The organism is Enterobacter sp. UPMP701, assembly GCF_053709515.1.
Genome location: NZ_JBSKJN010000003.1, coordinates 491,137 through 503,937, shown reverse-complemented (window position 1 = coordinate 503,937; position 12,801 = coordinate 491,137). Strand labels below are relative to the sequence as shown.

General features: G+C 56.9%; 14 protein-coding genes. 6 read left to right on the top strand and 8 right to left on the bottom strand.

Features of this window, described 5'->3' with window-relative positions; translation table 11 throughout:
- Positions 1–53: 53 nt before the first annotated feature.
- From ruvB to aspS, 6 genes are all read right to left on the bottom strand, one after another.
- Entirely contained in the window at positions 54–1,064 is a 1,011-nt protein-coding gene (gene ruvB / locus ACWKXT_RS11220; RefSeq protein ID WP_311392206.1) for a Holliday junction branch migration DNA helicase RuvB, read from the bottom strand.
- 8 nt (positions 1,065–1,072) lie between these two features.
- The gene (gene ruvA / locus ACWKXT_RS11215) at positions 1,073–1,687 is read right to left on the bottom strand and encodes a Holliday junction branch migration protein RuvA (RefSeq protein WP_454527775.1); all 615 of its coding nucleotides are present in this window, start codon (positions 1,685–1,687) and stop codon (positions 1,073–1,075) included.
- Between the two features lie 80 nt (positions 1,688–1,767).
- Positions 1,768–2,289, bottom strand: a complete 522-nt coding sequence (ruvC, locus tag ACWKXT_RS11210) for a crossover junction endodeoxyribonuclease RuvC (protein WP_003859749.1) — start codon at positions 2,287–2,289, stop codon at positions 1,768–1,770.
- 34 nt (positions 2,290–2,323) lie between these two features.
- A complete protein-coding gene (locus tag ACWKXT_RS11205) occupies positions 2,324–3,064 on the bottom strand; it encodes a YebC/PmpR family DNA-binding transcriptional regulator (protein ID WP_003859747.1) in 741 nt (246 codons plus the stop codon).
- Between the two features lie 27 nt (positions 3,065–3,091).
- Positions 3,092–3,535: a dihydroneopterin triphosphate diphosphatase gene (gene nudB, locus ACWKXT_RS11200; protein ID WP_080329467.1), complete on the bottom strand. Its 444-nt coding sequence runs from the start codon at positions 3,533–3,535 to the stop codon at positions 3,092–3,094.
- Between the two features lies 1 nt (position 3,536).
- Positions 3,537–5,309, bottom strand: a complete 1,773-nt coding sequence (gene aspS / locus ACWKXT_RS11195) for an aspartate--tRNA ligase (RefSeq protein ID WP_454532462.1) — start codon at positions 5,307–5,309, stop codon at positions 3,537–3,539.
- A 264-nt stretch (positions 5,310–5,573) separates the two neighbouring features.
- On the opposite strand from aspS, the gene ACWKXT_RS11190 reads away from it, so the two are divergent.
- From ACWKXT_RS11190 to cmoB, 5 genes are read left to right on the top strand one after another with little or no spacing between them, the layout of a single operon-like run.
- Positions 5,574–6,140, top strand: a complete 567-nt coding sequence (locus ACWKXT_RS11190) for a hydrolase (RefSeq protein ID WP_454532461.1) — start codon at positions 5,574–5,576, stop codon at positions 6,138–6,140.
- Entirely contained in the window at positions 6,137–6,955 is an 819-nt protein-coding gene (locus tag ACWKXT_RS11185) for a DUF72 domain-containing protein (RefSeq protein ID WP_454532460.1), read from the top strand. The genes ACWKXT_RS11190 and ACWKXT_RS11185 overlap by 4 nt, the downstream gene beginning before the upstream one ends.
- 51 nt (positions 6,956–7,006) lie before the next feature.
- A complete protein-coding gene (locus ACWKXT_RS11180) occupies positions 7,007–7,402 on the top strand; it encodes an MAPEG family protein (protein WP_080329471.1) in 396 nt (131 codons plus the stop codon).
- A 40-nt stretch (positions 7,403–7,442) separates the two neighbouring features.
- Positions 7,443–8,186 (top strand): carboxy-S-adenosyl-L-methionine synthase CmoA, encoded by a 744-nt coding sequence (gene cmoA, locus ACWKXT_RS11175; protein WP_454527780.1) that lies wholly within the window; start codon positions 7,443–7,445, stop codon positions 8,184–8,186.
- A complete protein-coding gene (gene cmoB / locus ACWKXT_RS11170; protein ID WP_454527781.1) occupies positions 8,183–9,154 on the top strand; it encodes a tRNA 5-methoxyuridine(34)/uridine 5-oxyacetic acid(34) synthase CmoB in 972 nt (323 codons plus the stop codon). The genes cmoA and cmoB overlap by 4 nt, the downstream gene beginning before the upstream one ends.
- A gap of 262 nt (positions 9,155–9,416) precedes the next feature.
- Here the strand turns inward: cmoB and cutC are convergent, their stop codons facing one another.
- A complete protein-coding gene (cutC, locus tag ACWKXT_RS11165) occupies positions 9,417–10,160 on the bottom strand; it encodes a copper homeostasis protein CutC (RefSeq protein ID WP_454527782.1) in 744 nt (247 codons plus the stop codon).
- A 78-nt stretch (positions 10,161–10,238) separates the two neighbouring features.
- A complete protein-coding gene (locus ACWKXT_RS11160) occupies positions 10,239–10,799 on the bottom strand; it encodes a VOC family protein (protein WP_454532459.1) in 561 nt (186 codons plus the stop codon).
- A gap of 239 nt (positions 10,800–11,038) precedes the next feature.
- On the opposite strand from ACWKXT_RS11160, the gene argS reads away from it, so the two are divergent.
- Positions 11,039–12,772 (top strand): arginine--tRNA ligase, encoded by a 1,734-nt coding sequence (gene argS / locus ACWKXT_RS11155; RefSeq protein ID WP_454532458.1) that lies wholly within the window; start codon positions 11,039–11,041, stop codon positions 12,770–12,772.
- The last annotated feature ends 29 nt before the right edge of the window (positions 12,773–12,801 follow it).

Below are 12,801 nucleotides of genomic sequence, written 5' to 3'. Positions count from 1 at the left end.
GGGCGCTGATACCCTCACCCTGGCCCTCTCCCACAGGGAGAGGGAACAATGCATTACGGCATTGCCGGTGGCGTAATGCCGAAATGGTTCCACGCCCGCACCGTTGCCATACGTCCACGCGGGGTGCGCTGCAGGAAGCCCTGCTGGATCAGATACGGTTCCAGCACGTCCTCGATAGTCTCACGCTCTTCGCCAATAGCCGCCGCCAGGTTATCCAGCCCGACCGGTCCGCCAAAGAACTTATCCAGCACCGCCAGCAGCAGCTTACGGTCCATGTAGTCAAAGCCTTCGGCATCGACGTTCAGCATATCCAGCGCCTGCGCGGCGATCTCGGCGGAAATCGAACCATCGTGCTTCACTTCGGCAAAGTCACGCACGCGGCGCAGCAGGCGGTTTGCGATACGCGGCGTACCGCGGGAACGCTTCGCCACTTCAAACGCGCCCTCTTCGCTCATCTCCAGCCCCATATAGCGGGCGCTACGGCCAACAATATGCTGGAGGTCCGCCACCTGGTAAAACTCAAGGCGCTGTACGATGCCGAAACGGTCGCGCAGCGGAGAGGTCAACGACCCGGCGCGGGTGGTAGCGCCAATCAGGGTAAACGGCGGCAGATCGATTTTGATGGAGCGCGCGGCCGGGCCTTCACCAATCATGATATCCAGCTGGTAATCTTCCATCGCCGGATAGAGCACTTCCTCCACCACCGGTGACAGGCGGTGGATCTCATCGATAAACAGCACGTCGTGCGGTTCAAGGTTGGTCAGCATCGCCGCCAGATCGCCCGCTTTCTCCAGTACCGGACCGGAGGTGGTACGCAGGTTGACGCCCATTTCATTGGCGACGATATTCGCCAGCGTGGTTTTACCTAACCCCGGCGGGCCAAAAATCAGCAGGTGATCGAGCGCATCGCCGCGCAGCTTTGCCGCCTGGATGAAAATCTCCATCTGGGAACGAACCTGCGGCTGGCCGATATACTCATCAAGCAGTTTTGGGCGGATAGCACGATCCACCACGTCCTCTGCCTGAAGGGTGCCTGCCGATACCAGGCGGTCTGCTTCAATCATCCTTTACCTCACAATGCAGCGCGCAGCGCTTCACGAATCAGGGTTTCACTGCTGGCGTCCGGTTTGGCAATTTTGCTCACCATACGGCTGGCCTCCTGAGGTTTATAGCCCAGCGCCACCAGCGCGGCAACCGCTTCCTGCTCGGCGTCATCATCGGTCGCCGGGGTGCCTGGCGAGGTCAGAACCAAATCGGCAGCCGGCGTGAACAGATCGCCATGCAGACCTTTAAAGCGGTCTTTCATTTCGACGATCAGACGTTCAGCGGTTTTCTTGCCGATGCCCGGAAGCTTAATCAGCGCCGCAGGATCTTCGCGCTCAACGGCATTTACAAACTGCGGAGCGGACATGCCGGACAAAATCGCCAGCGCCAGCTTCGGCCCCACGCCGTTGGTTTTAATCAACTCGCGGAACAGGGTGCGTTCCTGCTTGTTGTTGAAGCCGTACAGCAGCTGAGCATCTTCACGCACCACAAACTGAGTAAAGACAATCGCCTCTTTGCCCGCGTCCGGCAGCTCGTAGAAGCAGGTCATTGGCATATGGACTTCATAGCCCACGCCACCCACTTCCAGCAGCACTAACGGGGGTTGTTTTTCAATGATGATGCCTCTGAGTCTGCCTATCACGTGACGCTCCTGCGTTCTGGAAGAAATTAACTGCCGACATAATAAAAAAAGGCTGGATGTTTATCCAGCCTGATTTCTCATTATCGTAACCTGCCTCGCGCCAGATTGAGCCGCGACTCGCTCATTTGCATCGCGTTCTGGCTGACGTGACAGTGGGTAATCGCAATCGCCAGCGCATCGGCGGCGTCGGCCTGCGGGTTCGCGGGAAGCTTCAGCAAGGTACGCACCATGTGCTGCACCTGGCTTTTCTCCGCGCTACCAATGCCTACCACCGTCTGCTTGACCTGACGTGCCGCGTATTCGAATACTGGCAAATCCTGGTTCACGGCAGCGACGATGGCAACGCCGCGCGCCTGACCGAGCTTTAGCGCTGAATCGGCGTTTTTCGCCATAAAGACCTGCTCGATGGCGAAATAGTCCGGCTGAAACTGGGTGATGATTTCCGACACGCCCGCATAAATCAGCTTCAGGCGCGACGGCAGATCGTCAACTTTGGTGCGAATGCATCCACTACCGAGGTAAGTTAGCTGGCGTCCAACCTGACGGATAACGCCATAGCCGGTGACGCGTGAGCCGGGGTCAATCCCGAGGATAATCGACATCACGCGTCTCCCGTAAACGGTTTACAGGCTCTCATCAGAGAGTCGCTGCAACCTCATCAGAGATTTCACCGTTGTGGTACACTTCCTGCACGTCGTCGCAGTCTTCGAGCATGTCGATCAGACGCAGCAGTTTCGGTGCGGTTTCTGCATCCATATCCGCTTTGGTGGACGGGATCATGGAGACTTCAGCGTTGTCCGCTTTCAGGCCCGCCGCTTCCAGCGCATCACGCACGGCACCCATCTCTTCCCACGCGGTGTAAACGTCGATAGCGCCATCATCGTAGGTCACCACGTCTTCCGCACCCGCTTCCAGCGCCGCTTCCATGATCGCATCTTCGTCGCCTTTCTCGAAAGAGATGACGCCTTTTTTGCTGAACAGGTAAGCTACGGAACCGTCAGTGCCCAGGTTGCCACCGGTTTTGGTGAACGCGTGGCGCACTTCTGCAACGGTACGGTTACGGTTGTCAGACAGACACTCAACCATTACCGCTGTACCGCCTGGGCCGTAACCTTCATAAATGATGGTTTCCATGTTCGCGTCTTCGTCACCGCCCACGCCACGTGCGATTGCACGGTTCAGGGTGTCACGCGTCATGTTGTTAGACAGGGCTTTATCCACCGCCGCGCGCAGACGCGGGTTAGAAGCCGGGTCGCCGCCGCCCAGACGCGCCGCTGTCACCAGCTCGCGAATGATTTTGGTAAAGATTTTACCGCGCTTGGCATCCTGTGCCGCTTTGCGGTGTTTGGTGTTGGCCCACTTACTATGACCTGCCATAAAAAGTTCTCCAAAAATCGCGCCTTCTCAGGCCGCGTTAATTACAAATTCTTCAATCGCCTGCCGGTTGCTCCACGACTTGGTCAGCGCGGCGGCATCCGCCGCGTTCACCCAGCGGTAGGTCAGGTGTTCAGTGAACACGATCTCCCGTTCGTGAGGGAGCGCAAGACAGAACCAGTATTCCGTATTGCGCTCAATACCCGGCGCATAGCGATGACGTAAATGGCTAAAAATTTCGAACTCCACCGTGCGCTGACAGTCCTTCAGGGTCAGTTGCTCGCGGGCAACGTCAATGGTGACCTCTTCCTTTACTTCACGCGCGGCGGCCTGCGGCGCGGTCTCCCCCTCTTCCAGGCTGCCGGTAACCGACTGCCAGAAATCAGGATCGTCGCGCCGCTGCAACATCAGCACCCGCTTCGTGTCTTCTGCATAAATGACCACCAGAACCGAAACGGGAAGCTTATATGCCATATCAGTTTTTCTCTTCCTTCTTCACCACTTCAATGCCCAGCTCGGCCAGAGAGGCCGGGTTGGCAAAGCTTGGCGCTTCGGTCATCAGACACGCTGCGGCAGTGGTTTTCGGGAAGGCAATCACATCACGAATATTATCGGTACCGGTCAGCAGCATGGTCAGACGGTCAAGACCGAAGGCCAGACCCGCGTGCGGCGGCGTACCGTATTTCAGCGCGTCCAGCAGGAAGCCAAACTTCTCACGCTGCTCCTGCTCGTTAATGCCCAGGATGCCGAACACGGTCTGCTGCATTTCACCGCTGTGAATACGCACGGAACCGCCGCCCACTTCGTAGCCGTTGATAACCATATCGTAGGCGTTTGCCACAGCCTCTTCCGGTGCTGCTTTCAGCTCTGCCGCCGTCATGTCTTTTGGCGAGGTGAACGGGTGGTGCATCGCCGTCAGGCCGCCTTCACCGTCGTCTTCAAACATTGGGAAGTCGATAACCCACAGCGGTGCCCATTTGTTTTCGTCGGTCAGGTTCAGGTCTTTGCCGAGCTTCAGACGCAGCGCGCCCATTGCATCCGCAACGACTTTCTTGTTGTCTGCGCCGAAGAAGATCATGTCGCCGTCCTGCGCGCCGGTGCGCTCAAGGATCGCTTCCACGATGTCAGCATTCAGGAATTTCGCCACCGGGCTGGTGATCCCTTCCAGACCTTTCGCACGCTCGGTCACTTTAATATAGGCCAGACCTTTCGCGCCGTAGATCTTAATAAAGTTGCCGTAGTCGTCAATCTGCTTACGGCTCAGGGCAGCACCGCCCGGAACACGCAGCGCCGCGACACGACCTTTCGGATCGTTAGCCGGGCCGGCGAATACTGCAAACTCAACGGCTTTCACCAGGTCTGCTACGTCCACCAGTTCCATCGGGTTACGCAGGTCCGGTTTGTCAGAGCCGTAACGGCGCTCGGCTTCGGCGAAGGTCATGATTGGGAAGTCTCCCAGCTCAACGCCTTTAATGTCGTTCCACAGGCCGCGCACCAGCGCTTCCATCACTTCACGCACCTGTTCGGCGGTCATGAAGGAGGTTTCCACATCGATCTGGGTAAATTCTGGCTGACGGTCAGCACGCAGATCTTCGTCGCGGAAGCATTTTACAATCTGATAGTAGCGGTCGAAGCCCGACATCATCAGCAGCTGTTTGAACAGCTGTGGAGACTGCGGCAGCGCGTAGAATTTGCCTTTATGAACGCGGGATGGGACCAGGTAATCGCGCGCGCCTTCCGGCGTGGCTTTGGTCAGCATCGGGGTTTCGATGTCGAGGAAACCGTGGTCATCCATAAAGCGACGCACCAGGCTGGTGATTTTCGCACGGGTTTTCAGGCGCTGAGCCATTTCCGGGCGACGCAGATCCAGGTAGCGGTATTTCAGACGTGCTTCTTCAGTGTTGACGTGGTTGGAGTCCAGCGGCAGCGCTTCAGCACGGTTGATGATCACCAGATCGGAGGCCAGCACTTCGATAGCGCCCGTCGCCATGTCTGCGTTAACGTTTTTCTCGTCACGCGCACGCACGGTGCCGGTGACCTGAATGCAGAACTCATTACGCAGTTCAGAGGCCAGCTTCAGCGCATCTGCGCGATCCGGGTCAAAGAAAACCTGAACGATACCTTCACGGTCGCGCATATCGATGAAGATAAGGCTACCAAGATCACGACGACGGTTGACCCAACCACACAGGGTGACCTGCTGTCCGACGTGGGACTGACGCAGCTGCCCGCAATATTCTGTACGCATGAGATATCCCTTAATTAGCCGCAGGCTAAATGTCGCCTGGTATGCAGGCTACTATGTCGCAGCTTTCTGTATGTCACAACTGGATGAAAAAAGGCGGCTATTATACTGGAATTTCCGCCGGACGATAAGAGCGAACCACGGCCAGACGGTCGTTTGCTGCACTCTTATTGCGCATTCTCACAAAAATTAACAAAATTATCCGACCGATAACAGGCCATCACGTCGTAAGGTGTTACGGAAGTGATTAATTTACCTGGAGTGACGATGTTAACACTTGATGCCCGCAAAACCGCGCTTGTGGTGATTGATTTACAGGAAGGGATCCTGCCCTTCGCCGGTGGCCCACACGCAGCAGATGACGTCGTCAGCCGCGCCGCTCGCCTGGCGGAAAAATGCCGTGCCAGCGGTGCCCCTGTTGTCATGGTGCGCGTCGGCTGGTCCGCCGATTTCGCCGAAGCGTTAAAACAGCCCGTTGACGCCCAGGCACCCGCGCATGCTCTGCCGGAAAACTGGTGGACGTATCCGGTATCGCTCGGTAAGCGTGACGGCGACATCGAAGTAACCAAACGCCAGTGGGGTGCGTTCTACGGGACCGACCTTGAGCTGCAGCTTCGCCGCCGCGGCATCGACACCATTATTCTGTGCGGCATTTCCACCAACATCGGCGTGGAATCTACCGCCCGTAACGCCTGGGAGCTGGGCTTTAACCTGGTAATTGCCGAAGATGCCTGCAGTGCGGCTTCCGCGGAGCAGCATCAGGGCAGCATGACCCACATCTTCCCGCGCATCGGACGCGTGCGCAGCACGGATGAGATTTTAAGCGCGCTATGATGTACGTGGGCCTGCCCCAGTGGTCGCACCCGAAATGGGTGCGCCTGGGCATTACCAGCCTTGAAGAGTATGCCCGACACTTTAATTGCGTCGAGGGTAACACCACGCTGTATGCGCTGCCCAAAGCCGAGATAGTCGAACGCTGGCGGGAGCAAACAACGGACGATTTCCGTTTCTGCTTTAAGTTTCCGGCGACCATTTCCCACCAGGCCGCGCTGCGCAACTGCGGGGATCTAACCGAAGAGTTTTTTACGCGCATGTCGCCGCTGGCAAACCGCATTGGTCAGTACTGGATCCAGCTTCCCGCCACGTTTGGCCCGCGCGATATGCCCGCGCTGTGGCAGTTCCTCGATGCCCTGCCCCGCGAATTCACCTACGGCGTGGAAGTCCGACACCAGGACTTTTTCGCGAAAGGCGAAGCCGAAAAAGCACTCAACCGCGGCCTGCTCGATCGTTCCGTTAACCGTGTGATCCTCGACAGCCGTCCGGTGCACAGCGCGGTACCCCATAACGAAGCCATTGTTGATGCGCAGCGTAAAAAACCAAAAGTGCCGGTCCACGCCATCGTGACCGCGCAGAACCCCATGGTCCGGTTTATCGGCAGCGATAATATGCTGCAAAATGAAGAGATGTTCGCCGTCTGGCTGCAAACATTAGCGAAATGGGAACACACCACCACGCCTTACCTCTTTTTACATACGCCGGATATCGCTCAGGCGCCTGAACTGGTTGATACTCTCTGGCAAGCCTTGCAGCAGGCGGTTCCGTCGGTTGGCCCCGCGCCGTCCATCCCACAACAATCTTCTCTTTTCTGAAATCACCCCCTATCATAGTGAAGTGCCATCTGCCAAAAACAGGGAGTTAGTATGGTCAGCGCGCTGTATGCGGTGTTAGGTGCATTACTGCTGATTAAATTTTCATTTGATGTTGTGCGCCTGAGAATGCAGTACCGCGTCTCTTATGGCGACGGCGGTTTCTCCGAACTGCAAAGCGCTATCCGCATTCACGGTAATGCGGTTGAATATATTCCCGTGGCCCTGATCCTGCTGCTGTTTATGGAGATGAATGGCGCGGAAACCTGGATGGTGCATATTTGCGGGCTACTGCTGATTGCCGGCCGGTTAATGCACTATTACGGCTTTCACCACCGCTTATTCCGCTGGCGTCGTTCCGGCATGAGCGCGACCTGGTGTGCGCTTTTGCTGATGGTGCTGGCTAACCTGTGGTATATGCCGTGGGAGTTGGTTTTCTCCCTCCATTAGCGCACAATACGCCACTTTATTTTTCCCGGATTTTTACGTTATGTCAGATCGCGACACGCTTTTTTCCGCGCCTATCGCCAGCCTGGGCGACTGGACCTTTGATGAACGGGTAGCCGAAGTCTTCCCGGATATGATCCAGCGCTCTGTTCCCGGTTATTCCAATATTATCTCCATGATCGGCATGCTGGCTGAGCGCTTCGTTCAACCCGGCACGCAGGTCTATGACCTGGGCTGCTCGCTCGGCGCGGCAACGCTGTCGGTTCGTCGTAACATTCACCACGAAGGCTGCCGGATCATTGCCGTCGATAACTCCCCGGCCATGGTTGAACGCTGCCGTCGCCATATTGATGCGTATAAAGCGCCCGTACCGGTGGACGTGGTGGAAGGTGATATCCGCGAGATCGAGATCAAAAACGCCTCGATGGTGGTGCTGAATTTCACCCTTCAGTTCCTGGTGCCTGAAGACCGCCAGTTGCTGCTGGACAAAATTTATAAAGGGCTGAATCCCGGTGGCGCGCTGGTGCTTTCGGAGAAATTCAGCTTCGAAGATGCCAAAGTAGGCGAGCTGCTGTTCAATATGCACCACGATTTCAAACGGGCGAACGGCTACAGCGAGCTGGAGATCAGCCAGAAGCGCAGCATGCTCGAAAACGTGATGCTGACGGACTCCGTAGAAACCCACAAAGCCCGCCTGCAGAAAGCCGGGTTTGAGCACAGTGAACTGTGGTTCCAGTGTTTTAACTTTGGTTCACTGGTGGCGCTGAAAGCGGGAGATGCGGCATGATTGAATTCAGCAACTTCTATCAGCTGATTGCCAAAAATCACCTCTCCCATTGGCTGGAAACCCTGCCGGCGCAGATTGCCGCCTGGCAGCGCGATCAGCAGCACGGCCTGTTAAAGCAGTGGTCAAATGCCGTGGAGTATCTGCCGGAACTGACCCCGCATCGCCTGGATCTTCTGCACAGCGTAACTGCGGAAAGCGAAGAGCCGCTCCCCGCCGGGCAGATCAACCGTATCGAAACGCTGATGCGTAATTTAATGCCCTGGCGCAAAGGGCCGTTCTCGCTCTACGGCGTGAACATCAACACCGAATGGCGCTCGGACTGGAAGTGGGATCGCGTTCTGCCGCACCTTTCAGACCTGACGGGGCGCACCATCCTCGATGTGGGCTGCGGGAGCGGTTACCACATGTGGCGTATGATTGGCGCGGGCGCGCATCTGGCTGTCGGTATCGACCCGATGCAGCTGTTCCTGTGCCAGTTTGAGGCGGTGCGTAAACTGCTCGGCAACGACCAACGCGCGCACCTGCTGCCGCTGGGCATTGAGCAGCTCCCTGCCCTGAAAGCGTTTGATACCGTCTTCTCCATGGGGGTGCTGTATCACCGTCGTTCCCCGCTGGAGCATCTCTGGCAGTTGAAAGATCAGCTGGTCAGCGGCGGCGAGCTGGTGCTGGAAACGCTGGTGATTGAAGGTGATGAACATGCCGTGCTGGTACCGGGCGATCGCTACGCGCAGATGCGCAACGTTTACTTCATCCCGTCAGCTCTGGCGCTGAAAAACTGGCTGGAGAAGTGCGGATTTGTGGATGTGCGCATTGCCGATGTCTGCGTGACGTCTGTCGAAGAGCAGCGCCGCACCGACTGGATGATCACCGAATCGCTGGAGCAGTTCCTCGATCCGGCCGACCACAGCAAAACCATCGAAGGCTATCCGGCCCCGATGCGTGCGGTGTTGATTGCAACCAAGCCGTAGCCTTTTAGCCGGGTGGCGGCTGCGCCTTACCCGGCCTACTCGTAGCACGTTTTCTCCGAAATAGTTCAAGTTGCAGCAAGGCGGCAACGCAGCGAATCCCCGGGAGCTTACATCAGTAAGTGACCGGGGTGAGCGAGGCGGCCAACGCGGCTGCGGCTTGAAATATGAAGGAGAAAAAAAGGCCCCTGTGTAATTTGCAGGGGCCTGGTACAAGCAAGCATCATATTGGGCGACATGATGCGCGGTAAAAATCGGTACGTTGCTACACGTGATGACGCTCAATCAGCGACTTCATTTCCGCAACCGACTCTCCCTCTACACCGTAGCGTGAATACTCATCCGCTTCGGCATCCGTCGACATTGACAGCCCTGTATTGCGATAACGCATGGGTGAAGGTATCCATTGACCCGCTGAGCTGTGAAGCTCTTCCACCCCGGCGTTTAAAAACCGTTCCAGATTGCTGGCACGGACTCCCGCACCCGCCATTATTATTGGAACACCGGAATGTGCTTTTAGTTCCGTAATTAATTGCAGACCTTTTTCGGCCGAAGACTGCTGTCCCGACGTTAACACGCGCGCCACGCCAAGTTCGGCAAGGGTATCAAACGTTTGCAGAGGATCTTTGCACATATCAAACGCGCGGTGAAACGTAACGGCCATCCCTTTTGCGGCGTCCATTACCTGACGCATGCGCGGCAGATCGACATGACCGTCTTCATCAAGCAGGCCGGTCACCAGCCCGGGGAACCCCAGGTCGCGAACCAGGGCGATATCTTCAAGCATGGCACTGAACTCGCCCGCCGTGTAACAAAAATCGCCGCCGCGAGGACGAATGATGGGATGTACCGGAATGGTGACCACCTGGCGGGCCAACCTCAACACGCCGTATGAAGGCGTTAACCCCCCTTCTTTCGGTGCGGCGCACAGCTCAATGCGGTCAGCTCCCTTCTGTTGTGCCGTTACGGCACACTCCACGCTGTAACAACAAATCTCCAGCAGCGCCATCTGCTTCTCCTTAAAATCAGCTTAACGCGCCATCATGGCACGCCTCTCGGTTCGGGTCTCAGCGACGAGTCACAACTCTCAGGCTTCGCTGGCAACGATCTGTTCAATGGTCCACGGATGAAATTTCACCGTGACCTGTCCGTCAGTGACGGCCAGCGTCGGGTTGGGTAACCGCTCGCGCTCGCCTTTGGGTGAACTCGTCTTCACAAAAATTCCTGGCTTGCTTAAACCTTCGTCAGAAAGCAGGGCCAGCGCGCGCGCGTTCAACGTCTCCGGCTCACCCGGCAGAACGATTTCGATATGCTCCCAGCCTTCGTGCGGATAGCGTTTCTCGCCCGGCCACGGCAGTTCAACCACGGTGAACTGCCAGTGCGCCACGCTCACCGGTTCATACAGTTTGAACAGGCAAATGGGGCGTCCATTGATGATGTTCTCGGAGAGCAACTCGCCGCACTGCTCAAACCCGCGACGCCAGCGCTCAGCCGTCGCATTCTGGTGACAACGCAAAGAGATGTGATCGGCCTCAAGCGGCGCGATATCCAGACCAAGACGGGTGGCAAGTTCTGTGAACGCCTGGGTGAAGCGCGGTACATCTGCGGAAATATCATGCAGTTCGTCAATGGATTGCCAGTTCGCCATAAGTCACTCTCTTTTCATGTCGCAAAGCCGCTAATTTACTCTGTTGCCCTGTTTTGACCAACCGTAGAATCCCGCTTTTTATGACTGCATGATTATGCACGCTTTCTTAGCCTGGATTCTGAGCAATCTTCAGGCCCCGCGATGCTGACGCCAGAGGGCATTTGCAGTATACTCCCGCCCTAAATTCTATAACTGGCGCGGGTGGCTGTGAGCCCGCATCAAAAAAGTAAGGTATCCAGGTGAATATTCAGGCTCTTCTCTCCGAAAAAGTCAGTCAGGCACTGATTGCCGCAGGCGCGCCTGCGGATTGCGAACCACAGGTTCGTCAGTCAGCAAAAGTACAGTTTGGCGACTATCAGGCTAATGGCGTGATGGCAGTGGCTAAAAAACTGGGCATGCCGCCGCGACAGCTCGCTGAGCAGGTACTGACGCATCTGGATCTCACCGGCATTGCCAGCAAAACCGAAATCGCTGGTCCGGGCTTTATCAATATCTTCCTCGAACCTGCGTTCCTGGCAAGCCACGTTGACGCGGCACTGAAGTCAGACCGCCTGGGTGTTTCCCAGCCGGAAGCGCAGACCGTGGTGATCGACTACTCTGCCCCGAACGTGGCGAAAGAGATGCACGTTGGCCACCTGCGCTCCACCATCATCGGTGATGCCGCAGTGCGCACGCTCGAATTCCTCGGTCACAAGGTGATCCGCGCGAACCACGTAGGCGACTGGGGCACCCAGTTCGGCATGCTGATTGCTTACCTGGAAAAACAGCAGCAGGAAAACGCGGGCGAGATGGCGCTGGCGGACCTGGAAGGGTTCTACCGCGAAGCCAAAAAACACTACGACGAAGACGAGGCCTTTGCCGAGCGCGCACGCAGCTACGTAGTGAAGCTGCAGGGCGGCGATCAATACTTCCTCGAGATGTGGCGCAAGCTGGTTGACATCACCATGTCCCAGAACCAGCTTACCTATAACCGTCTGAACGTGACCCTGACCCGCGACGACGTGATGGGTGAAAGCCTGTATAACCCGATGCTGCCAGGCATTGTGGCGGACCTGAAAGCCAAAAACCTGGCGGTGGAGAGCGAAGGCGCAACGGTGGTGTTCCTTGATGAGTACAAAAACAAGGAAGGCGAACCGATGGGCGTGATTATCCAGAAAAAGGATGGCGGCTATCTGTACACCACCACGGACATCGCGTGTGCGAAATACCGTTACGAAACTCTGCACGCCGACCGCGTGCTGTACTACATCGACTCCCGTCAGCATCAGCACCTGATGCAGGCGTGGACTATCGTGCGTAAAGCGGGTTATGTACCGGATTGCGTGCCGCTGGAACACCACATGTTCGGCATGATGCTGGGTAAAGACGGCAAGCCGTTCAAAACCCGCGCGGGGGGTACCGTGAAGCTTTCCGATCTGCTGGACGAAGCGCTGGAGCGCGCCCGTCGCCTGGTGGCCGAGAAGAATCCGGATATGCCAGCAGACGAGCTGGAAAAACTGGCCAACGCCGTGGGTATCGGCGCGGTGAAATACGCGGATCTTTCCAAGAACCGTACCACCGACTATATCTTCGACTGGGACAACATGCTGGCGTTCGAAGGCAACACCGCACCATACATGCAGTACGCCTATACCCGCGTGCTCTCGGTATTCCGTAAAGCGAACATTGATGAAAGCGTGCTGGCGAATGCCGCGGTGACCATCACCGAAGATCGCGAAGCGCAGCTGGCGGCGCGTCTGCTGCAGTTCGAAGAGACGCTGACGGTTGTCGCGCGTGACGGTACGCCGCATGTAATGTGTGCTTATCTGTACGATCTGGCGGGTCTGTTCTCCGGCTTCTACGAGCACTGCCCTATTCTGTCTGCGGAAAACGAATCGGTGCGTAACAGCCGCCTGAAGCTGGCTCAGCTGACGGCGAAGACCCTGAAGCTGGGTCTGGATACCCTGGGTATCGAAACCGTAGAACGCATGTAATACAAAAAACCCGGCAGGCGCCGGGTTTT

What these genes read in the sequence shown, in the direction of transcription:
- ACWKXT_RS11190 (WP_454532461.1), top strand. Translation starts at nt 5,574, where the DNA reads ATGTTAACACTTGATGCCCGCAAAACCGCGCTTGTGGTGATTGATTTA.
- nudB (WP_080329467.1), bottom strand. Translation starts at nt 3,535, where the DNA reads ATGGCATATAAGCTTCCCGTTTCGGTTCTGGTGGTCATTTATGCAGAA.
- ACWKXT_RS11180 (WP_080329471.1), top strand. Translation starts at nt 7,007, where the DNA reads ATGGTCAGCGCGCTGTATGCGGTGTTAGGTGCATTACTGCTGATTAAA.
- ruvB (WP_311392206.1), bottom strand. Translation starts at nt 1,064, where the DNA reads ATGATTGAAGCAGACCGCCTGGTATCGGCAGGCACCCTTCAGGCAGAG.
- ruvC (WP_003859749.1), bottom strand. Translation starts at nt 2,289, where the DNA reads ATGTCGATTATCCTCGGGATTGACCCCGGCTCACGCGTCACCGGCTAT.
- cmoB (WP_454527781.1), top strand. Translation starts at nt 8,183, where the DNA reads ATGATTGAATTCAGCAACTTCTATCAGCTGATTGCCAAAAATCACCTC.
- cmoA (WP_454527780.1), top strand. Translation starts at nt 7,443, where the DNA reads ATGTCAGATCGCGACACGCTTTTTTCCGCGCCTATCGCCAGCCTGGGC.
- ACWKXT_RS11185 (WP_454532460.1), top strand. Translation starts at nt 6,137, where the DNA reads ATGATGTACGTGGGCCTGCCCCAGTGGTCGCACCCGAAATGGGTGCGC.
- ACWKXT_RS11205 (WP_003859747.1), bottom strand. Translation starts at nt 3,064, where the DNA reads ATGGCAGGTCATAGTAAGTGGGCCAACACCAAACACCGCAAAGCGGCA.
- cutC (WP_454527782.1), bottom strand. Translation starts at nt 10,160, where the DNA reads ATGGCGCTGCTGGAGATTTGTTGTTACAGCGTGGAGTGTGCCGTAACG.
- ACWKXT_RS11160 (WP_454532459.1), bottom strand. Translation starts at nt 10,799, where the DNA reads ATGGCGAACTGGCAATCCATTGACGAACTGCATGATATTTCCGCAGAT.
- aspS (WP_454532462.1), bottom strand. Translation starts at nt 5,309, where the DNA reads ATGCGTACAGAATATTGCGGGCAGCTGCGTCAGTCCCACGTCGGACAG.